Consider the following 19,933-nt stretch of genomic DNA (forward strand, 5'->3'; position numbering starts at 1 on the left):
CGCCCGCGGTGCGGGCGGGGTTCAGCCCGCCGCGACCGCACCCCTTCCGGCCGACCTGCCGAGGGCCATCGGCCAGTGCGCCAGCGAGGCCGTCGCCCCGTACCAGGCCAGCAGACCGGACACGGCCGCGACCCAGCCGCCGGCCTTCGCCAGGGCCGCGCTGTCCGCGAAGGCGCCTATGGCGAGCAGGACCAGGGCGAGGGTGAGCAGCCCGTAGACGCCCTGCCCGAACACACCGCTCGCGGCGGCGAGCGCGAGGGTCAGCGCGAGCATCGCGAAGAGGACCAGAAACGTTCCGGCGGCCTCGTGGGACACCGTGGCCCCCGCGCCCTTGGCCCAGGTGAACCAGAAGACGCCCAGGCCCGCGAACGCGGTGCCGTTGAACCCGTTGCCGCCCCGGAACTCGAGGAGGCCGAGGAGGAAGAGGGCCGCTCCGCCGACGTACATCGCGAGCGACACGGAGTTGGCGGCGGTGACACCGGAGAGGACGCCGGTGTGGCCGATACCGAACGCGAGAAGGGTGAGACCCAGGGCGATGTTCCCCAGGGTCGAAGTCGAAGCCGTGCTTCCCGCAGAGACACCATTGTCCACGGCGGGCTCCCTTCGATCTGCAGTTGTTTGCTGCGTCCCAGCAGCACTTATCTACCCTTTACGTGGGTTCACAACCGCACAACCGGAATACAGAGGGTCACGGAATGACAACGACGGGTCGCTGCGCCCGCTTGGCCAGACGCCCCGCCACCGAGCCGAAGACGCGCCCGACCAGGCCGTGGGTGGAACCCACCACGATGGCGTCCGCCGAGTACTCCCGGCCGACCTCCTCCAGCTCGTGGCAGATGTCCCCGCCCCGTTCCACCAGGATCCACGGCACCTCGGAGAGGTAGTCCGCGCAGGCCAGTTCCAGCCCCAGCACCTCGGTGCGGTGGTCCGGCACGTCCACGAAGACCGGGGGCTCGCAGCCGGCCCACACCGTGGTGGGGAGCCGGTTCGCCACGTGCACGATGATCAGGCCGGAGCCGGAACGCCGGGCCATGCCGATCGCGTAGGCGAGGGCGCGCTCACTGGACGTGGAGCCGTCGAAGCCCACCACCACGCCGTGCCGGAAGGCAGGGTCGCAGGGCAGACGTGTCTGTTCCACCGCGCGCAGGTCGCTCGATACGGAATCGGCGATGTGGTGCTTGCGCTTGCGGTCCGCGGGTTCGAAGAATTCGTGACCGGCCATGGGTGTCTCGGCGAAAAGTCCTCGGGGGAAGCGACAGGGGCGGTTTCGGCGACTCGGGCTTTCTGACGACGAGGCGGGCGTTTCGGCGACGCTGCGTGACGGAGCTCTGTCCAGGAAGCATCTTTCCAAGCCCTTACCACCAGGGTACGGCGACACTCCCGTCCTGCACAGGGCATGCCGCCCTTGGAGAGCGTCCAAGGGAGCATGCCGGAGCGGAGCTCCCTTGGCAATGGCCGCTGGCCCCTACAGCCAGTGACGGAAGGCCCTCGCGCCACCCGTGCGCGCAGTGACCGGGACCTGCGCGCGGGCGTTGGACAGGAGTCCGACCGTCCAGGAAGAACCCGCAGGGAGTACGCCGTGCCCGGCCATCCGGTTCACCCCGCCCCGCCCGCCCAGCCCGCTCCGCCGACCCCGTCCGCCGCCTCCGGGCGCCCCTATCCGCTTCACCCGTCCGTGCGGTCCGGCTCGGGCCGGCCGCATGACGACCCCGCGGGTGACGTGGTGCGCTGGGCCGCCTTCAGCTGCCTGCTCGTGCCGGTGGTCCTGGTGGTCTACGGGACCTCGTACGGCGGGGCCGCCGTGGCCACACTGGGGCTGGCCGCCGTCACCGCCGCGTGCCGGGTGCTGCTGCGGCACTCCGAGAAGGCGGGGCGGGCCGCGGCCCGGGTGGCGGCGGAGGAGCCGCTCGCGCACGGGCACCGCGGCCGGCACTCCCGCAGCGGGTCCGGCACCCACCGCGGCTGTCACGGCCCCCTGGGCCCTTCCCCTCACGACTGACCGATTCGCACGTACACACCCGGCTGTTTTCAGCCAACTTCCGGACTGAACGCTTCCCTTGCCGGAATGTCACCCCAACCCCCCTACCACCAGCGACGACAGAGCGAAGGGGGCGAAAACACCCCATGGGTACTGGCCACGACCGGATCGCGAGGTTCCCGTGCGGGTAGCGGAGTGGAACGCTTCCTGATCGAATGCTTTTCGCCAAGTTGCCAAGTCGACATAGCGCTGCGTGCTGAACTTGTCACGCCGACACCACGGGACGCAGTAGATTCGATCATGTATTTACGGCGGGGGATCCACGTGCAAGGCCGAGGGGAAACGTGCAGGTGCGACCAGACCAAGGAGTCGCGACACCCAAGGGGGGCTTAGCGCCATGAGCCAGGATTCCACCGCAGTCATCGCCGACGCGGGCAGGAAGCTCGCGGGGCGTCGCCGCAGGGAGATCGTCGCGGTGCTGCTGTTCAGCGGCGGGCCGATCTTCGAAAGTTCCATTCCGCTGTCCGTGTTCGGCATCGACCGCCAGGACGCCGGAGTTCCGCGCTACCGGCTGCTCGTGTGCGCCGGTGAGGACGGTCCGCTGCGGACCACCGGCGGGCTCGAACTGAGCGCGCCGTACGGGCTGGAGGCCATCGCCCGGGCGGGCACGGTCGTCGTCCCGGCCTGGCGCTCCATCACCTCCCCGCCGCCGCCGGAGGCGCTCGACGCCCTGCGGCTGGCGCACGAGGAGGGCGCCCGGATCGTCGGCCTGTGCACAGGTGCGTTCGTGCTCGCCGCCGCCGGACTACTGGACGGCCGGCCCGCGACGACGCACTGGATGTACGCGCCGACGCTGGCCAAGCGCTACCCGTCCGTCCACGTCGACCCGCGCGAGCTGTTCGTCGACGACGGCGACGTGCTGACCTCCGCGGGCACCGCGGCCGGAATCGACCTGTGCCTGCACATCGTGCGCACGGACCACGGCAGCGAGGCGGCCGGTGCGCTGGCCCGCCGGCTCGTCGTCCCGCCGCGCCGCACCGGCGGCCAGGAGCGCTACCTCGACCGGTCGCTGCCCGAGGAGATCGGCGCCGACCCGCTCGCCGAGGTCGTGGCCTGGGCCCTGGAGCACCTCCACGAGCAGTTCGACGTGGAGACGCTGGCCGCCCGCGCCTACATGAGCCGGCGCACCTTCGACCGGCGCTTCCGCTCGCTCACCGGCAGCGCGCCGCTCCAGTGGCTGATCACCCAGCGGGTGCTCCAGGCGCAGCGGCTGCTGGAGACCTCCGACTACTCGGTCGACGAGGTCGCCGGACGCTGCGGCTTCCGCTCGCCGGTCGCCCTGCGCGGCCACTTCCGCCGGCAGCTGGGATCCTCCCCGGCCGCCTACCGCTCCGCCTACCGGGCGCGCCGGCCGCAGGCCGACGTGTCCCCCGTGTCGGAGATCTCCGGGACGTCGCTGCCGCACCAGCGGACCCCGCAGCCCCAGCGGGCCGCGGCGGCCCTGGCCGCGTCCGGTCCGAGCGTGACGGAGCTGTACGCCCCGGGCCGGGTGCTGCGCGAACACGCGTAGCCGCCGCCGTCCGGACCATCCGGAAGACGCATGACGAAGGCCCCCCGCATCGGCCGGACACCACCGCGGGGGGCCTTCGGCATAAGGTGGGGCGCATGAACGATCGCATGGTGTGGATCGACTGCGAGATGACCGGGCTCTCGTTGACGGACGACGCACTTATCGAGGTGGCCGCGCTGGTCACCGACTCGGAGCTCAACGTGCTCGGCGAAGGCGTGGACATCGTGATCCGCCCGCCGGACGCGGCCCTGGAGAACATGCCGGACGTGGTGCGCGAGATGCACACCGCCTCCGGCCTGCTCGACGAGCTGGCCGGCGGAACGACCCTGGCCGACGCCGAGGCGCAGGTCCTGGCGTATGTGCGTGAGCACGTCAAGGAGCCGCGCAAGGCGCCGCTGTGCGGGAACTCCGTCGGCACCGACCGCGGCTTCCTGTCGCGCGACATGCCGGCGCTGGAGGGCCACCTGCACTACCGGATCGTCGACGTGTCCTCGGTCAAGGAGCTGGCGCGCCGCTGGTACCCGCGGGCGTACTTCAACAGCCCGCCGAAGAACGGCAACCACCGGGCGCTCGCGGACATCAAGGAGTCCATCGCCGAGCTGCGGTACTACCGCGAGGCGGTCTTCGTCCCGCAGCCGGGTCCGGACTCGGACACCGCCAAGGCCATCGCCGCCAAGCACGTGGTCGCCGGCGAGTAGGAGCGCCCGCGGCGCCGCCGGAAGGGGTGCGGGGAAAGGGGGGAGCGAGCACCCTCCCGGACCCTGTACCCTTTTCTTCGGCCGGTCGTTCCACGACCGGACATGGTGGGTGTAGCTCAGTTGGTAGAGCACCTGGTTGTGGTCCAGGTGGCCGCGGGTTCGAGTCCCGTCACTCACCCTGTGGGAAGGCCCCGGTACGCGAAAGCGGACCGGGGCCTTCCGCGTTTTCGGCTACGGCTCGGGTCCGGCAGGGGTTCCCGGCCGGCGCCGGCCGGGCTAACGTCCACGGCAACGGGCAACGGTGCGCGCCGGAGACACGGGAGGGTCGGCGTGCGGCTGGAGGTTGCCCCATGTCCGCACCGAAGACGTCCCGGACGTCGCAGACGTCCGATCCAGGGTCCGGGCCCGCGCCCGCGGCGGCCGGGTTCCGCGGGGTGTTCGCGCACGGCGGCACGGCCCTGCCCGTGTACGCGTTCCTCGCCCGGCTCCCCGCCGCGCTCTGCCCCATCGGAACGCTGCTGCTCATCAACGACCGCGACGGGATCGGCGACGCCGGGACCGTGGCCGCCGCCCTCTGGCTGGGCCAGGCCCTGGGCGGCCCGGTGATCGGCCGGCTCGCCGACCGGCGCGGCCACCGCCCGGTCCTGCTGGCCGCCTGCGCCGCGAACGGCCTGGTCCTGGCCCTGCTCGTCTGCGCCGTCCTGGGCGGGCTGCCGCTGGCCGCCCGGATCGGGCTCGCCGTCGCGGCCGGGCTGACCGTTCCGCAGGTGGGGCCGCTGGCTCGGGCCCGCTGGGCGCGGCTGGCCGGCCCCGACCGGGCGCTGCTGGGGTCGGCGCTGTCCTTCGACACCACCCTCGACGAGGCCTCCTTCATGGTGGGGCCCGCGCTGGCCGGGATCCTCGCGGTGACCGTGCACCCGGCCTCGGCGCTGGTGCTGGCCGCGGTCCTGATCCTGGTGTTCGGGACCCTGTTCGCCCTGCACCCCAGCGCGCCCGGGCCGCTGGCGGGGCAGGGCGCGCGGGCCGGCGTACGGCTGTGGTCGCCGGGGCTGGCCCTGCTGTTCGCGCTGGCCGTGCTCCAGGGGGCCGCGTGGAGCGGGGCCAACACGGGGGTGAACGCCCTCGCGAAGTCCCTGGGCCAGGGCGGTACGGCCGGGCTGGTGTGGGCGGCGATGGCGGTGACCAGTTCGGCGGCCGGTGTCGTGACGGTGGCCCGGCCCGGGTCGGCGGACCTGGTGACGCGGCTGCGGTGGACGATCGGGCTCCAGGCGGTGCTCACCCTGCCGCTGCTCGCGGTGACCGGGCCCTGGGGGGCGGCCGCGGCCGTCGCCGGGATCGGGCTGGCGGTGGCCCCGCACCTGATCGCCCTGTTCGGGCTGGTGGAACGGACCGGACCGGAGCTGCGGATGGGCGAGGCGATGACGGTGGTGGGCAGCGGCCTGATCGTCGGCCAGGCCCTGGCCGCGGCGGCGTCCGGCCCCCTGGCCGCCGCGTACGGCCACCGGGCGGCGTTCGCCGTGTCCTGCGCCGCGGTGACCGCCTCGGCGGCACTGGCCCTCACGGCGGGCGGCCGGCTCCGGCGGGACGGGCTCCAGGCGGAGACGGCCTAGGCCAGGGAGCGGACCTCGGTGAGGATCTCGGCCAGTTCCTCCCCCGTCGTGACCGGGGTGATCTCGACCTCGGCGTGGAAGCGGCTGAACAGGTCCCAGGTCAGCAGCGGCGTCTGGGCGCTGTCCTGGAGGTCGAAGACGATCCAGCAGGAGCGCACGCCCTCGTGGAGGCCGAAGTAGGCGGCCTCCGGGCGGACCCGCTCCATGAACTTGCGCATGGCCTGGACGAGGGCCCCGGTCTTGATGGCCTCGTTGCTGGCGGCCGTGTCCAGGTGGGCCCTGAGCATCACCCTCATGTGCGGCTCCCTCCATCACCCCCACCCTCCGCACGGGCCGGGGGCGCGGCAACATCTGCGCCCCCGTCCGGGCGGGGTCCGGGGCCGGGGCCGGGTCAGGAGGAGGGGCGCGCCGTCTGGATGTGGAAGTTGAAGTCCGCGTGCCCCAGGGTCCCCATCAGGCGCAGCCACACCGGCAGGAGCATTTCCGTGCCGCGTGCGGTCTCGATGCCGCCGAGGTCGATGATCGACGCGTCCGGCCAGCCGAAGGAGGCCAGCAGGGCGTGGACGGCCTTCTTCGCGTCGGAGTCGTCGCCGGAGAGGAAGACGGTGTGCTCGCCGGGGACCCGGGCGGGGTCGACCATGATCTGGCAGTTCATGGTGTTGAGGGTCTTGACCACCCGCAGCTGGGGGAAGGTGCGCTGGATCAGCTCGCCGAGGCTGTCGTCGCCGACCGGGTCCAGGCGGGGCGGGAAGCCGTGGGAGAAGTCCAGCGGGTTCGCGATGTCGACGAGGACCTTGCCGTCGAGGTGGGCGGCGTCGGCCTCGGTCAGCGCCTCGACGCTGACCCGTCCGCCGGTGGCGTTGACCAGGGTCTCGCCGTGCCGTGCGGCCTCCGGGAAGGCGGCGAGGCCCACCGCGGGGTGGGCCTCCTGCCATTCGGCGTACTCCGTCCGGTCGAGGGTGGCCCGCGGGTCACGGGTGCCGATCACCACCTCGTGGCCCAGGGAGGCCAGGCGGGCGGCCACCGTACGGCCGACGATTCCGGTGCCGAGAACTGCGTAACGCATGCGGATGTCCTTTTCCGAAGGGTGTGGCACGAGCCGTGCGCGGGATGCGGCCGGGCGGCGGCGCTACTGCCCACAGCCCGCCAACTGGCGCGGACCGTACGGTATTCCACGGGCACGGCACCGGGCGCGGCCCGTCACCCCGTCGGGGGGTCGGGCCGTACGCCCCTGCGCCTGCTGTGTGCACGGCGGTCACGGCGCTCCCGGCGGCCGCCCGGGCCCCGGCGCCGGGCGCGGTCGTCCAGGGCGAGCCACACCCGCACCTCGGTCCCCCCTAGCACCGAGCGCCCCAGCCGTACGTCGCCGCCCGTGGATTCCGCGACCCGGCGCACGATGTCCAGGCCGAGCCCCGTGGAGCCGTCGCGGGCCCCGTCGTTGCCGCGCCGCAGGGCCGCGTCGGGGTCGGCGATGCCGGGCCCCGCGTCGGAGACCAGGACGATCACGGCGTCCCCCGCGTCGTGGACGTCGACGGCGAAGGGGGTGGCCTCGGGGGTGTGCCGGAAGACGTTGCCGAGCAGGGCGTCGAGGGCGGCCGCCAGCTCGGCCCGGGCGACCGGCACCCGTACCGTGCGGTCCACGCCCGCCAGCCGCACCTCGCGGCCCTCGTCCTCCGCGAGCGCGGACCAGAAGGCCATCCGGTCGCGGATCACCTCGGAGGCGTCGCAGCCGGCGGGGGCCGCGGTGGCGGTCGGCGGGCGCTGTTCGCGGGCGGTGCGGATGATGGTGTCGACCTCGCGCTCCAGCTGCTCCACGGCCGTCCGGGTGTGCTCGGCGGCCGGGCCGTCGCCGAGGGAGGCCGCGTTGAGCCGCAGCACCGTCAGCGGGGTGCGCAGCCGGTGGGAGAGGTCGGCGGCGAGTTCCCGCTCGTTGGCGAGGAGTTCGACGACCTGGTCGGCCATCGAGTTGAACGCGACGGCCGCCGAGCGGAGTTCCTTGGGGCCGGCCTCGGGCACGCGGGCCCCGAGCCGCCCCTCCCCCAGCTGGTGCGCGGCGTCCGCGAGCCGTTCGGCCGGGCGGACCAGGCGGGCGCCGAGCCGGTCGGCGACCGCCACGGAGCCGACGACCAGGGCGAGGCCGACACCGGCGAGGATCAGCCAGGCGGTGGCGACCCCGTTGCTGACCTCGCTCTCGGGTACGTAGATCTCGATGACGGCGATGTCCCCGGAGCCGAGGGCGATGGGCTGGAGCAGGGCGGAGCCCCCGCCGGCCGCCTCGGCGGTGGTCGCCCGGCCCATGGAGCGGGTCTCGGCCACCGCGTGCGGGCCGGCCCAGCCGTCGCCGATGTCCACGGGGGCGGCGCCGCCGATGGCGGGGACGTGGACGGCCATCCGCCGGGCGGCGCCCATCTCGGTGGACTCGACGGCCTTGCGCAGCTGCACCGGGTCGGTGGTGATGGACAGGGTGGGCCCCATGGTGGCGGCCTGCCGCTCGGCGTTGGAGAAGGCCCTGTCACTGGCCATCTCCTGCACCACCAGCCCCAGCGGCACCGCGAAGGCCACGGCCACCATGGTGGTGACGGCCAGGCAGACCTTGACCAGCGCCCATCTCACAGCGGCGGCTCCAGCTTCACCCCGACACCCCTGAGGGTGTGCAGGTAGCGGGGCCGGGCGGCGGTCTCGCCCAGTTTGCGGCGGAGCCAGGACAGGTGGACGTCGATGGTCTGGTCGTCCCCGTACGACTGCTGCCAGACCTCGGCGAGCAGCTCGCGTCGGGCCACGACCACCCCGGGGCGCCCGGCGAGGAAGGTCAGCAGGTCGAACTCCCGCCGGGTCAGGTCCAGTACGGTCCCGTCGAGTTCGGCCTGGCGGCGCAGCGGGTCGATGGCGAGCCCGCCGACGCGCAGCACCCGCGGGGGCGGTCCGGCCGCCGCGGCCTGGGAGCGGCGCAGCACGGCGGCCATCCGGGCGGAGAGGTGCTCGACGGAGAACGGTTTCGTCAGGTAGTCGTCGGCACCGTCGTTGAGGAGCCGGACGATCTCGGCCTCGTCGTCGCGGGCGGTGGCGATGATGACCGGCACGTCGGTGATCCCGCGCAGCATCTTCAGGGCCTCGGAGCCGTCGAGGTCGGGCAGGCCGAGGTCGAGGATGACCACGTCGAACCGGTGGTGGGCGACCTCGCGCAGCGCCTCCAGCGCCGTGCCGACGCTCCGTACGGTGTGGGAGGCCGCGGTCAGGTGCCGGATCAGGGCGGAACGTACGAACTGGTCGTCCTCGACCACGAGCACACTAGCCATGGGCGCACGGTAGTCCATGCGGGCGACCCCGGGAGGTGCCGGTAGGGGTCTGCGACGTGTGGTGCACTATGTGCCCTGATGCGACGAAGACTTGTACATGCCATGGCCTGGGTGGTGGCGACCGCGGCCGCCGTGACCCTGTCGTGGTGGGGCGTGCACACCGTCATGTCCGGGACGGCCTACGATCCCCCGCTCGCGGTTCCGCTGGCGACCCGGCCGCTGTCCTCCTCGACGCACGGGCCCGAGCCGGTGCCGTCGCCGCCGGCCGGGTCCGGCTCGCCCCCGGCCCCGCCCTCGGCCTCCGCCCCGGGCTCCTCCTCCCCGCCGGCCTCCCCCTCGGCGCCCGCGCGGTCGAAGTCCGCCGCCCCGCCGGCCGGGCAGCAGCGCCCGCTCCAGGAAGGCGGCGGGCAGGGCGGGTCCGGGAACGTGAAGGGGTACTCGGTCTCGGGCGGCCGGGTGGTCTTCGACCTCGGCGCCTCCTCCGCCGCCCTGGTCTCGGCGACCCCGGAGGCGGGGTGGCGGGTCCAGGTGTGGAAGCAGGACTTCTGGATCCGGGTCACCTTCACCCGTGACGGCCGCGAGGTGTCGGTCTTCTGCACCTGGCACGACCACCCGCCGACGGTGGAGACCGTCGACCCGTGATGCGCTAGCGGAACACGGACGCCGGGGGCCGCGGCGAGGAGGTCGCCGTGGCGTCGGAGACGGGGGCCGCGCCGCCGGTGAAGTCCTGCAGGGCCCGGCCGTGCTCCACCCGGCCCGGGTGCGGGTCGCTCGCCACGCGGCGGGTGAACTCCGCGACCGGCAGCTCCCGGTCGGAGGCCACGAGCACCGCATTGCCGAAACGTTTCCCCCGCCAGACGACGGGATCCGCGGCCAGCGCCAGCCGCTCGAAGCGGGAGGCGGCGGTGGCGACCTGGCCCCGCAGGTGCGTCAGCGGCGGCCCGTCGGCGAGGTTGGCCACGTACCAGCCGGTGGGCGACAGCGCCCGGCGCACGTCGTCGAGGAACTCGGCGCTCGTCAGGTGCGCCGGGGTGCGGGCCCCGCTGAACACGTCCGCTATGACCAGGTCCGCCCAGCCGTCGGGGACCTTCGCCAGCCCCGCCCGCGCGTCGACCGCCCGGACCCGGACCCGCGCCTGCGGGTCCAGCGGCAGGTGCTCCCGTACGAAGGCCACCAGGGCCGCGTCGATCTCCACCACCTGCTGCGCGGAGCGGGGTCGCGCGGCGGCCGTGTAGCGGGCCAGGGTGAAGGCGCCGCCGCCCAGGTGGACCACGTTCAGGGGCTGCCGGGCGGGGGCGATGAGGTCGATCAGGTGGCCGATGCGGCGCTGGTAGGCGAAGTCCAGGTGCCCGGGGTCGTCCAGGTCGACGTGGGACTGCGGGGCACCGTCGATCAGCAGGGTCCAGGCGCGGGCGCGCTCGCGGTCCGGGGACAGCTCGGCCAGGCCTCCGCCCACCGGTCCGGCGACCGGTTCGGCGGCGCCCCGCCGGGCCCCGTCGCGGTTCCTGCCCTTGTCCCTGCCCGTACCCTTGCCAGCCACGCCCCCATTATCGCTGGCCAGAGCTTCACCGGCAGTTGTCGGCCGCCTCGATCAGCCGGGCCGCCTCGCCGAGCGCCGCCCGCAGCACCTCCGGATCGGTGACCGGCCCCACCGCCTCCGGCGGCAGCAGCCAGCCCGTACCGCCCGCGGTGGGCGCGGCGGCCAGATCGCCGAACCGCATCCCGCGCCCGTTGGTCTGCGTACAGGCACTGCCCGGCAGGTCCCAGGCGTCGGCGGTGCCGGGCGGGACCAGGAAGCCGAGGGTGTCGCCGGAACAGTCGTGCAGGACCGGACCGACCGCGGGCACGGCCTGCCCGGCACCCCGGCGGATGATGTCCACGGCCTCCAGCCCCTGGCGGACCGAGACCGTCACCAGGTCCGGCGCCGGGAAGGGGACCGGGGCAGGGGCAGGGGTCAGGGCCGGGGCCAGGGCCGCGGCCGGAGCGGCGAGCGGGGTCGCGCCGGCCTCGGGCGCGGTGTTCGTACCAATGCTGTCCATGCCGGCCTCCACCAAGGGAACCACTCCTCGATCCGTATCCGCATGGGTTCAACGCGGCGAAGCGTCAACAGGTACGGCGGCAAGACGCCGCAAAGGATGGCAGTTCATGGCGGATCGCGGGTGAGATATCCGTTTTGTAGCCAAACACCGCGTGGGGCCGCCCTCGCCGGCGGTACGTTCATGCGCGCCGGAGCACCCGACTCCGGGGCGAGCGTGTCCAGAGAGGCAGCGTCCATGGCGGCGTCACCCCACTCACCCAACTCCAGCTTCCGGCGGCTGCGCGGAGCACACTCCCCGGCCGAGTTCGCGGCCATGGTGCGACGGTCCGCACGGGAGATCGGCGAAACGGTTTCCTGCGACGCCCGCTACATCGGCCGCGTCGAATCGGGCGAGATCCGCTGCCCCAACTACGCCTACGAGCGGGTCTTCCTCCACATGTTCCCCGGCCGCACCCTCGCCGACCTGGGCTTCTCCCCCCGCGAGGCGGTCCGCGGCCGGGCCGCGCAGCGCGCCCTGCCCACACCGCCCGTCTTCACCCACCTCATCCACCGTTCCAAGGAGAGCGACGTGCTGCGCCGCGCGTTCATGGCGGGCGGCTCCGCGACCGTGGCGGCCGCGACGCTCAGCCTCACCCTGCTCGGCGACAGCCGCCGCATCCCCACCCGCGCCGGCGAGGCCGAGGCCGCCGCCGTCGAGGACGCCGTGCGCCAGATCCGGCTGCTGGACGACCGGCACGGCGCCGACGCCCTCTACCGGCGGGCCGCCCAGCCCCTGCGCACCGCCTACGCCCTGCTCGACGCGGGCGCCACCCGGCAGTCCACCGAGGACCGGCTGCACGCGGGGGCCGGGGAGCTGGCCGTCTCGGTGGGCTGGCTGGCCCACGACTCGGGCCGCTTCGAGGACGCCCGCTCGCACTACGCCGAGGCCCTTGCCACCGCCCGGGTGGCGGGGGACGCGGGCCTGGAGGCGCACGCCTTCAGCAACATGGCCTTCCTCGCCCGGGACTGCGGCCGCCCCCGCGAGTCGGTACGGGCCGCCCAGGCCGGCCGGCGCGCGGCCCGCTCGCTGGGCTCGCCCCGGCTGCTGTCGCTGCTGGCGCTGCGGGAGGCGGGCGGCTGGTCGGGGCTGGGCGACCGGCGGGCCTGCGAGGAGGCGCTGACCCGGGCGCACACCGAGTTCGCCCGGGGGGCGTGCGCCGCCGACCCGGAGTGGATGTCCTTCTTCGGCGAGGCCGAGCTGGAGTCCCTGGAGTCCCGCTGCTGGGCGGCGCTCGGGGAGCACGCCCGCGCGGCCCGGCACGCCCGCCGCGCCGCCGACCTCCAGGACCCGCACTTCGCGCGGAACGTGGCCCTGTACACCGCCGAGCTCGCCGACGACCTGGCCCGCGCCGGGGCGCCCGACGAGGCCGCCTGGGCGGGCGGGCGGGTGCTCGACCTGCTCGCGGAGGTCCAGTCGACCCGGATCCGCTCCATGCTGGCCGGCACCGCCCGCACCCTGGTCCCGCACCAGCGCTCCCCGCGCGTCGGCGCCTTCCTGACCCGCCACGCCCAGGCCTGAACCGGCCCGGGCAGGGTCACCCGTCCAGGTGCCCGGTGTCGTTCCAGCGTTCCAGGGCCGGCGCCCCGTACGCCCAGCCCAGGACCGACAGGGAGGTCGGGTCCAGGCGGATGCGGGCGCCGAAGGAGGCGTCGAAGCCCAGCCAGCGGGCGGCGAGGGTGCGCAGGACGTGGCCGTGCGCGAAGACCAGGACGTCCCGCTCGGCGGAGCGGGCCCAGGCGACCACCTCGTCCGCGCGGCCCGCGATGTCGGCGACGGACTCCCCGCCGGGCACCCCGTCGCGCCAGATCAGCCAGCCCGGCCGGACCGCCTGGATCTCGGCCGGGGTCATCCCCTCGTAGTCGCCGTAGTCCCACTCCATGAGGGTGTCCCAGGGCTCGGCCTGCGCCCCGAAGCCCGCCAGATCGCAGCTCTCGCTCGCCCGGACCAGCGGGCTGGTGCGCACCTCCAGTCCGCGCAGCGGGGCCCAGGGCTCACCGGCGAGCCGCTCGCCCAGCCGCTTGGCCCCCTGCCTGCCCTCCTCCAGCAGGGGCACGTCCGTCCGTCCGGTGTGCTTGCCGAGCAGGGACCATGCCGTCTGGCCGTGGCGGGCCAGCAGGATGCGGGGGGCCATCTGTGTTTCTCCCGGTCCGTGGTGGTTCGCCCTGGCTTGCGCGAATCCGTCGTCCCCCCATCATCACCCGGCGGCGAGAATCGGTCCGTTTCGGCCGTAGGTCCACGATTGTCAGTGGCGGATGGGACACTTCCGCCCGTGAGCTCCTACCCGCCCAGCGGCCCGCCCCAGACGACGACACTGCGGCAGCGGCTCGCCGACCTGCGCGGCCCCGCCGTGCCGCCCCGTCCGCTCGACGCCCGGGCGCTCGCCGCGCTCGCCGCGAACCCGGGCTGCGGCAGACGGGCGCTCCTCGACGGCGCCGGAGTGGACAAGACGGCCCTGGCCGCGGCGCTCGGCTCACCGGCCGCTTTCGGCCAGTCCCAGTTCGCGATCGTCCGCGGGAACTCCTTCGAGGCCAAGGTCAAGGGCGACGGCGGGGCCGAACTGCTGCGCCTGGTGCACGAGCGCCTCGGTGCCGGCGCCGAACCGCCCGGGCCCGGCGCCCGGGTGCCCGACCTCACCGCCGCCGGACCGGAGGGCCGGGCGGCCCGGACCGCGCTGGCCCTGCGCGAGGCCACCGCCGCGCGGACGTGGACCCTGCTGGACCATCCGATGCTGGCCCTGGAGGTGGCGGGCACCCCCGCCTACCTGGAGCCCGACGCCGTGGTGGTGCACCCCGACGGCCGCTGGACCGTCGTGGAGATCAAGTCGTTCCCGATGATCGACGGGGCCGCCGACTCCGCGAAGGTGGGCGCCGCCGCCCGGCAGGCCGCCGTGTACGTGCTGGCCCTGGAGCAGACCGCCGCGAAGCTGTCCGGGGCCGAGGTCGACCACCGGGTCCTGCTGGTCTGCCCCAAGGACTTCTCCAACCTGCCCACCGCCGAAGCGGTCGACGTCCGCCGCGAACGGGCCGTCACCCGCCGCCAGCTGGCACGGCTGACCCGGATCGAGGACCTGGCCGCCGGCCTGCCCGATGACCTCTGCTTCGACCCCGCCCGCCCCGCCGGGGAGCTGACCGAGGCCGTCGCCGCGGTCTCCGCCGCCTACGCCCCCGAGTGCCTCGCCGCCTGCGAGCTGGCCTTCCACTGCCGCGAGCGCTCCCGCGCCGCCGGGGAGCCCGCCGCGCTCGGCCGGTCCGTACGCGGCGAGCTGGGCGGCCTCGGCACCATCGAGGAGGCCCTCGCCGCCGCCTCCGGCGCGGGCCCCGACGGCGACCCCACCGCGGACGCGCTGCACCGGGCGGCCCGGCTGCGCGCCGAGGCCCTGGAGCAGGCCGCCGCCCGACCCCCGTACCAGGCCCCGGAGACCCCCGAATGCCCCTGCTGAGCACCCTCGCCCGGCTGGAGGCGGTCCGCGCGGGCCGCGCCCGGCCGCTGGCGACCGTACGCCACCGCCATCTGGGCGCCGAGCCGCTGGTCCTCGTCCCGCTGACCACCGCCGGTGAGGCCGGGGCCCCGCTCGGGGCGATGCTCGGCACCGACCGCAACGACCCGCGGATCCTCGTCATACCGCAGCCCCGCGACCGGGACCTGCGCTGGGAGTTCCTCGGCGAGCTGGCCCGGCTGCTGATGCCCTACATCGAGGCCTACGAGGACGTCGTCGAGCCCGCCGAGCGGACCGAGACCGACCCGGAGACCGGCAAGCGGACCAAGGTCGAGGCCGAACTGTGCGTGGACGCACCGCAGATCGTCGTCCCCAGCCGGGCCGGAATCGAGTACGTACGGCTGCTGGGCCGGTCCATGCGGTTCCGCCGGACCGCCGAGGAGGACCCCGAGAACCCGTACCCGGCGCCCTCCCGGGTCCCGCTGCTGGGCCGCTGGCTCACCCACCTCGCCGAACGCTCCCGGGTGCCCGGCTCCTCCATGCTGCTGGCCGCCACCGACCTGCTCTCCCGGCACTGGGCGACCGGCCAGAGCAACCTGGAGGACCAGCACCTGGGCGCCCTGCTGGCCTGGATCGCCCCGCCCGAGGGGGTCTCCGGCGCCGAGTGGGCGCTGCGGACGGAGCTCGGCCGGGACCAGGACGGGCAGCTGCTGTGCCCGCCCGCCGGCCCGGCCACCGACCCCGCCTTCGACAACCGGCTGCTGGCCCCGGCGATCGCGAAGTTCGACGCCGCGCGCGCTGCGGGCGGGCCCCGGCACCGCCAGGCGGACACGGACGCCGCACGGCTCGCCGAACGGGCGGTCCGCCGACTGGTCCTGACCCAGATGGAGAACACCTGGTGGCAGACGTGGGAGGCGATCGACCTGCTGCGCACCCTGCCGCCGGGCGAGCGGACCGAGGAGCGCTGGACCCGCGACCGCTGGTCCTTCACCGGCCACCGCGACCGGGTGCGCGCGGGCGAACCGCCGCAGCCGCGCCGCGACGACGCGGTGACGGCCGCCCAGAAGCTCGCCACGCGCGAGACCGAACAGGTGCGCCTCGACGCCCAGGAGGCCCTGGACGACCCGCTCGTCATGGCGGACCGGCGCTTCGCGGGCGAGGCCTTCGCCGGTGAGGTCACCGAGGTGACGATGGAGTGGACCGAGGGCAAGCGGCCCCGCCCGCGCCCGCTGCTGACGGTGGCCACCGACGACCGGCCGCAGCTCGCGGAGGAGGGCGGCGGCAAGGTGTTCCGCTCACTGGACGGGCGCCAGCAGACCTTCGAGTTCGCCGGCCGCGAGGAGGACGGACGGCTGCTGCTGCGGGTCCTCGACAAGATGGGCGCGGGCCGGGAACCGGTGGCGGGCTCGGTGCCGGAGAAGGGCGACCGGCTGTGCTGGACCCTGTTCGAGCACGACGCCCGCGGCGGCCCGAAGCTGCCCGACCCGGAGAACACCCCGTGGACGCACGGCGGGCCGCCGGGATCCGCGACCGCCCCCGCCCTGGACTCCGTGACCGACGAGGACCTGCTGTGACCACCGCCTTCGACCCGGCCGCGGCCGCCGACCGGGCGACCGCCGCCATCCTCCACGACACCCTGCACGGCACCGAGCGGGGCGTGGTCGTCGACTCCCCGCCCGGGGCCGGCAAGTCGACGCTCGTGGTGCGCGCGGCCCGGGAACTGGCCGCGGCCGGGCGCCGGCTGATGGTGGTCGCGCAGACCAACGCGCAGGTCGACGACCTGGTGCTGCGGCTCGCCGCCAAGGACCCGGAGCTGAAGGTCGGCCGGCTGCACAGCAGCGACGCCGACGCCTACGACCCCGCCCTGCGCGAGCTGCCTTCGGTCACCCTCTCCGCGAAGCCGGCCGACCTCGCCGAACTCCCCGTCACCATCTCCACGGCCGCGAAGTGGGCCTACGTGAAGGCGGAGCCCTGGGAGCACGCGATCGTCGACGAGGCGTACCAGATGCGCTCCGACGCGCTGCTGGCCGTGGCCGGGCTGTTCGAGCGGGCGCTGTTCGTGGGCGACCCGGGGCAGCTGGACCCGTTCAGCGTGGTCGGCGCGGAGCAGTGGGCCGGGCTGTCCTACGACCCCTCCGCCTCGGCGGTGAGCACCCTCCTCGCCCACAACCCCCAGCTGCCGCAGCACCGGCTCCCGGTGTCGTGGCGGCTCCCGGCGACGGCCGCGCCGCTGGTCTCGCGCGCCTTCTACCCGTACTCGCAGTTCCGCAGCGGGACCGGGCCGGGCGAGCGGCGGCTCGCGTACGGGGTCCCGTCGGACGGCTCCGGCCCGGACCGGGTGCTGGACGAGGCGGCGGAGGCGGGCTGGGGCCTGCTGGAGCTCCCCGCCCGGCACACCCCGCGCACGGACCCGGAGGCGGTGGGGGCGGTGGCGCTGGTGGTCCGCCGCGCGCTGGACCGCGGGGCCGTGACCTCGGACGAGCAGTCCCCGGCCCCCGCACCGCTGACCCCGTCCCGGATCGCGGTGGGCACCGCGCACCGCGACCAGGCGGCGGCCGTCCGCTCGGCCCTGGGCGCCCTGGGCGTCACGGGCGTCACGGTGGACACGGCGAACCGCCTCCAGGGCCGCGAGTACGACCTCACGGTGGTCCTCCACCCCCTGTCGGGCCGCCCCGACGCGACCGCCTTCCACCTGGAGACGGGCCGCCTGTGCGTCCTGGCCTCCCGCCACCGGCACGCCTGCGTGGTGGTGGCCCGGGCGGGCATAGCGGAACTCCTGGACGACCACCCGTCCACGGAGCCGGTGCAGCTGGGCGCGACCATCAAGTTCCCCGACGGCTGGGAGGCCAACCACTCGGTCCTCTCCCACCTGGCCGAACACCGCGTCCCCTGGCGGCCGTAGGGGGTTAGCCCCAGCCGGGCGGGAGGAGGTGCCAGGAGTCGCGGCCTAGCCACTCGGCGAAAGTGACCGGGCCGGCTCCGCCCTCGTGGTCGAGGGACAGCGCAACGATGAGGTCGCAGCTGGCGCGGCCGTCCCACCACACGGTCCCGGCCAGCGGACCGGTCACCGCCAGCAGGGTGGCGAAGCCGCAGCCGTGTTCCTCCAGGAGCACGGCGCCCGCGGTCCGCCACTCCTCGAACTCCTCGCATTCCGCGTCCCAGGCCTCCCAGGCCGCCTGGTGGGAGGCCTCGTCCGGGTAGTCCGCGGGCCGGGGCTCGCGCGCGCACAGCGCCGCGTCCGCCTCCGTGTAGGAGTCGGGGTGCGGGAAGGGGACGGACAACAGGTCGGACCGCAGGCGCCGGTCGCCCGGCCACCGCCAGCCCGCCTCCGTCCGCACCACCCGGTAGGCGGCCCCGTCGGCGGCGTCGCGCAGGTAGGCGCGGTACTCGTCGGGAAAGCGGATCCCGAGCTCGCGCTCGGCGTCGGCCACCTCGTCCTCGGTCATCGGGCGAACCTATTTGCGGATGGCGCCGAAGTGGCGGCGGAGGGTTTCGCCGACCTCGGCGAAGGTGCGCAGCTGGTCGGGCGTCAGGACGTCGATCAGGTGGCGCCGTACGGACTCGACGTGCCTCGGCGCGGCCTCGGCGATCGTGTGCGCTCCCTCGCCGGTGAGCACCACCTCCGCGCCCCGGCCGTCGCAGGCGACCTCCTCGCGGCGTACCAGGCCGCGCTGTTCCATGCGGGTGAGCTGGTGGGAGAGCCGGCTGCGGGACCAGCTCATCAGGCCGGCGAGCGCGGTGATGCGCATGCGGTGGCCGTCGGTGGAGCCGAGCACCGACAGGACGTCGTAGTCGGCTTCGGAGAGCGCGCTGTCCTGGTGGAGGTCGCGGGCGATCTCGGCGTTGACGAGGGGGAACATCCGGCGCCAGGCGTACCAGGCGTCCTGTTCGGACTCGGTGAGCCAGCGGGGGTGGGCGGACTCGGGCACTTCGGTCATGGGGGCAGCCTAACCAGGTTGGTGATACATCACCTACCTGGTTGACATATCACGCACCATCGACTTGTCTATGTGACACATCAACAACAAGACTGCTCCGCGCCATCACCTCCGCACCGAACGGGAGTTCACCCCATGACCCGCCTGCACGTCATCTACGCCGCCCACCGCCCCACCTCCGCCGGCGGCCCGCTCGCCCGCTGGGTGGCGGACCTCGCCCGCGACCACGGCTCCTTCGAGGTGACCCCGGTCGACCTCGCCGAGGTCGCCCTCCCGTTCCTGGACGAGCCGGAGTTCCCCTCCAGCGGCAACTACGCCCACCAGCACACCCGCGACTGGAGCGCGCTCATCGAGCCGGCCGAGGCGTTCCTGTTCGTCCTGCCGATGTACAACGGCGGCTTCACAGCCCCCTTCAAGAACGCCGTCGACTTCCTCTACGCCGAGTGGCAGGGCAAGCCGGTCGGCATCGTCAGCTACAGCGCGGGCGGCACGGGCGGCGCCCCGGCCGCCGAGATGCTGCTGCCGGTGCTCACCCAGGTCGGCATGGTGCCCGCGGCCCGCTCGGTGGCGGTCCCCGGCGTCCTCGGCCTCCTCGGCGCCGACGGCTTCGCCGCGCCGGAGGGCCTGGCGGCCGAGGTGTCGGGCGTGCTCGACGACATCGCCGCCCTGGTGAAGGAGCCCGCGACGGCGTGACGCCCGGCCCCCTTGCCAGGCGTTGGACAATGGAGGGTGGCCCGGAGGAATTTCGCACGCGCAGGAGGACACGCATGGCAGAGCCCGAGCGGACCGAGCGGAGGCAGCGGCCGGCGCCGCTGCTCTTCGAGCCCTCGGAGGCCGTCGCGGACCCGGAGCACTTCTTCGACCTGGAGTCGATCGAGGATCCGCGGGAGCTGCTGGCACGCGCGACCGAGCTGACGCTGGCCTTCCGGGCCGCCCAGAACCGGGCGGAGGAGTTCCAGGCCCTGGCGGCGGCCCAGCTGGCCGACCCCCGCCGCTTCGACCGCCTCTCCCCGTCCGCGATCGCCGAGGCGGCGGAGTGGACCGAGGACTACGCCCGCCGCATGATCGAGTTCGGCGAGGACCTCCAGCGCGGGATCCCGCCGGAGCTCTGACCCCCCCCTGGGGGGGCGGCGCCCGTGCCCGTCGGACAGCGCCCGAAGGCCTGGCGGGGTGGGGGGAGGGCGGGGCCTCACCCAGCGGTCTCAGGGAGGGGTTGGGGCTTTCCCGTCAGTCTCATCGTCCTTCCGCGTCGGGCCGGCCTGTCAAGGGCGCTCCTTCGTCGCGTCGCTTCGCGATGGCCTTCGGCCACCCTTGACAGACCGTCCCGCC

The 19,933-nt window shown here is 74.6% G+C and carries 22 protein-coding genes and 1 tRNA gene; 12 read left to right on the plus strand and 11 right to left on the minus strand.

The window, feature by feature from the left end; genetic code table 11:
* Positions 1 to 21 precede the first annotated feature (21 nt).
* Together ACFY0O_RS15690 and ACFY0O_RS15695 are read right to left on the minus strand one after the other, a co-directional pair.
* On the minus strand, positions 22 to 591 hold the full coding sequence (locus tag ACFY0O_RS15690) for an acetate uptake transporter (RefSeq protein ID WP_388947238.1): 570 nt from the start codon (positions 589 to 591) through the stop codon (positions 22 to 24).
* Positions 592 to 688: 97 nt separating this feature from the next.
* Positions 689 to 1,222 (minus strand): universal stress protein, encoded by a 534-nt coding sequence (locus ACFY0O_RS15695; protein ID WP_388947240.1) that lies wholly within the window; start codon positions 1,220 to 1,222, stop codon positions 689 to 691.
* Positions 1,223 to 1,579: 357 nt separating this feature from the next.
* Between ACFY0O_RS15695 and ACFY0O_RS15700 the strand changes: the two genes are divergently transcribed.
* The 5 genes from ACFY0O_RS15700 to ACFY0O_RS15720 all read left to right on the plus strand — a co-directional run bounded on the left by ACFY0O_RS15700 (position 1,580) and on the right by ACFY0O_RS15720 (position 5,856).
* Entirely contained in the window at positions 1,580 to 1,999 is a 420-nt protein-coding gene (locus ACFY0O_RS15700; protein WP_388947242.1) for a hypothetical protein, read from the plus strand.
* Between the two features lie 376 nt (positions 2,000 to 2,375).
* A complete protein-coding gene (locus tag ACFY0O_RS15705) occupies positions 2,376 to 3,548 on the plus strand; it encodes a helix-turn-helix domain-containing protein (RefSeq protein WP_358896136.1) in 1,173 nt (390 codons plus the stop codon).
* A gap of 95 nt (positions 3,549 to 3,643) precedes the next feature.
* Positions 3,644 to 4,246: an oligoribonuclease gene (gene orn, locus ACFY0O_RS15710; RefSeq protein WP_358896135.1), complete on the plus strand. Its 603-nt coding sequence runs from the start codon at positions 3,644 to 3,646 to the stop codon at positions 4,244 to 4,246.
* A 105-nt stretch (positions 4,247 to 4,351) separates the two neighbouring features.
* Positions 4,352 to 4,424, plus strand: a tRNA-His gene (locus ACFY0O_RS15715).
* A gap of 172 nt (positions 4,425 to 4,596) precedes the next feature.
* Complete coding sequence (locus tag ACFY0O_RS15720; RefSeq protein ID WP_388947244.1) at positions 4,597 to 5,856, plus strand: MFS transporter; 1,260 nt, start codon at positions 4,597 to 4,599, stop codon at positions 5,854 to 5,856.
* Here the strand turns inward: ACFY0O_RS15720 and ACFY0O_RS15725 are convergent.
* From ACFY0O_RS15725 to ACFY0O_RS15740, 4 genes are all read right to left on the minus strand, one after another.
* Positions 5,853 to 6,152 carry a hypothetical protein gene (locus tag ACFY0O_RS15725; RefSeq protein WP_358896133.1) on the minus strand — a complete coding sequence of 100 codons (300 nt, stop codon included), beginning with the start codon at positions 6,150 to 6,152 and terminating at the stop codon, positions 5,853 to 5,855. The two genes, ACFY0O_RS15720 and ACFY0O_RS15725, sit on opposite strands and share 4 nt — an antisense overlap.
* 95 nt (positions 6,153 to 6,247) lie before the next feature.
* A complete protein-coding gene (locus tag ACFY0O_RS15730; RefSeq protein WP_388947246.1) occupies positions 6,248 to 6,922 on the minus strand; it encodes an NADPH-dependent F420 reductase in 675 nt (224 codons plus the stop codon).
* Positions 6,923 to 7,056: 134 nt separating this feature from the next.
* Entirely contained in the window at positions 7,057 to 8,469 is a 1,413-nt protein-coding gene (locus ACFY0O_RS15735; RefSeq protein WP_388947248.1) for a sensor histidine kinase, read from the minus strand.
* Positions 8,466 to 9,152: a response regulator transcription factor gene (locus ACFY0O_RS15740; protein ID WP_388947249.1), complete on the minus strand. Its 687-nt coding sequence runs from the start codon at positions 9,150 to 9,152 to the stop codon at positions 8,466 to 8,468. Before ACFY0O_RS15740 ends, ACFY0O_RS15735 begins: the two co-directional genes overlap by 4 nt.
* A gap of 78 nt (positions 9,153 to 9,230) precedes the next feature.
* On the opposite strand from ACFY0O_RS15740, the gene ACFY0O_RS15745 reads away from it, so the two are divergent.
* Complete coding sequence (locus tag ACFY0O_RS15745; RefSeq protein ID WP_388947251.1) at positions 9,231 to 9,794, plus strand: hypothetical protein; 564 nt, start codon at positions 9,231 to 9,233, stop codon at positions 9,792 to 9,794.
* 4 nt (positions 9,795 to 9,798) lie between these two features.
* Here ACFY0O_RS15745 and ACFY0O_RS15750 read toward each other — a convergent pair whose 3' ends face one another.
* Positions 9,799 to 10,692 (minus strand): spermidine synthase, encoded by an 894-nt coding sequence (locus tag ACFY0O_RS15750; RefSeq protein WP_388947252.1) that lies wholly within the window; start codon positions 10,690 to 10,692, stop codon positions 9,799 to 9,801.
* Between the two features lie 25 nt (positions 10,693 to 10,717).
* Positions 10,718 to 11,191 (minus strand): hypothetical protein, encoded by a 474-nt coding sequence (locus ACFY0O_RS15755; protein WP_388947253.1) that lies wholly within the window; start codon positions 11,189 to 11,191, stop codon positions 10,718 to 10,720.
* A gap of 234 nt (positions 11,192 to 11,425) precedes the next feature.
* Between ACFY0O_RS15755 and ACFY0O_RS15760 the strand changes: the two genes are divergently transcribed.
* Positions 11,426 to 12,748 (plus strand): tetratricopeptide repeat protein, encoded by a 1,323-nt coding sequence (locus ACFY0O_RS15760; RefSeq protein ID WP_388947254.1) that lies wholly within the window; start codon positions 11,426 to 11,428, stop codon positions 12,746 to 12,748.
* 16 nt (positions 12,749 to 12,764) lie between these two features.
* Here the strand turns inward: ACFY0O_RS15760 and ACFY0O_RS15765 are convergent, their stop codons facing one another.
* Positions 12,765 to 13,361: a histidine phosphatase family protein gene (locus tag ACFY0O_RS15765; RefSeq protein WP_388947255.1), complete on the minus strand. Its 597-nt coding sequence runs from the start codon at positions 13,359 to 13,361 to the stop codon at positions 12,765 to 12,767.
* Between the two features lie 138 nt (positions 13,362 to 13,499).
* Between ACFY0O_RS15765 and ACFY0O_RS15770 the strand changes: the two genes are divergently transcribed.
* From ACFY0O_RS15770 to ACFY0O_RS15780, 3 genes are read left to right on the plus strand one after another with little or no spacing between them, the layout of a single operon-like run.
* Positions 13,500 to 14,669 (plus strand): hypothetical protein, encoded by a 1,170-nt coding sequence (locus ACFY0O_RS15770; RefSeq protein ID WP_388947256.1) that lies wholly within the window; start codon positions 13,500 to 13,502, stop codon positions 14,667 to 14,669.
* Positions 14,657 to 16,240 carry a hypothetical protein gene (locus ACFY0O_RS15775; RefSeq protein ID WP_388947257.1) on the plus strand — a complete coding sequence of 528 codons (1,584 nt, stop codon included), beginning with the start codon at positions 14,657 to 14,659 and terminating at the stop codon, positions 16,238 to 16,240. The genes ACFY0O_RS15770 and ACFY0O_RS15775 overlap by 13 nt, the downstream gene beginning before the upstream one ends.
* On the plus strand, positions 16,237 to 17,568 hold the full coding sequence (locus ACFY0O_RS15780; protein ID WP_388947258.1) for an AAA domain-containing protein: 1,332 nt from the start codon (positions 16,237 to 16,239) through the stop codon (positions 17,566 to 17,568). Before ACFY0O_RS15775 ends, ACFY0O_RS15780 begins: the two co-directional genes overlap by 4 nt.
* Before the next feature lie 4 nt (positions 17,569 to 17,572).
* Here the strand turns inward: ACFY0O_RS15780 and ACFY0O_RS15785 are convergent, their stop codons facing one another.
* Positions 17,573 to 18,112 carry an SMI1/KNR4 family protein gene (locus tag ACFY0O_RS15785; protein WP_388947259.1) on the minus strand — a complete coding sequence of 180 codons (540 nt, stop codon included), beginning with the start codon at positions 18,110 to 18,112 and terminating at the stop codon, positions 17,573 to 17,575.
* A gap of 9 nt (positions 18,113 to 18,121) precedes the next feature.
* Positions 18,122 to 18,604: a MarR family winged helix-turn-helix transcriptional regulator gene (locus ACFY0O_RS15790; protein ID WP_388947260.1), complete on the minus strand. Its 483-nt coding sequence runs from the start codon at positions 18,602 to 18,604 to the stop codon at positions 18,122 to 18,124.
* A 135-nt stretch (positions 18,605 to 18,739) separates the two neighbouring features.
* Here ACFY0O_RS15790 and ACFY0O_RS15795 point away from each other — a divergent pair, with 135 nt between their 5' ends.
* Both ACFY0O_RS15795 and ACFY0O_RS15800 read left to right on the plus strand, forming a co-directional pair.
* Positions 18,740 to 19,297: an NADPH-dependent FMN reductase gene (locus ACFY0O_RS15795; protein WP_388947261.1), complete on the plus strand. Its 558-nt coding sequence runs from the start codon at positions 18,740 to 18,742 to the stop codon at positions 19,295 to 19,297.
* A 74-nt stretch (positions 19,298 to 19,371) separates the two neighbouring features.
* Positions 19,372 to 19,716, plus strand: a complete 345-nt coding sequence (locus ACFY0O_RS15800) for a hypothetical protein (protein ID WP_358895558.1) — start codon at positions 19,372 to 19,374, stop codon at positions 19,714 to 19,716.
* Positions 19,717 to 19,933 lie beyond the last annotated feature (217 nt).

This window comes from Streptomyces sp. NPDC001594, assembly GCF_042893675.1.
Taxonomy (GTDB): Bacteria; Actinomycetota; Actinomycetes; order Streptomycetales; family Streptomycetaceae; genus Streptomyces.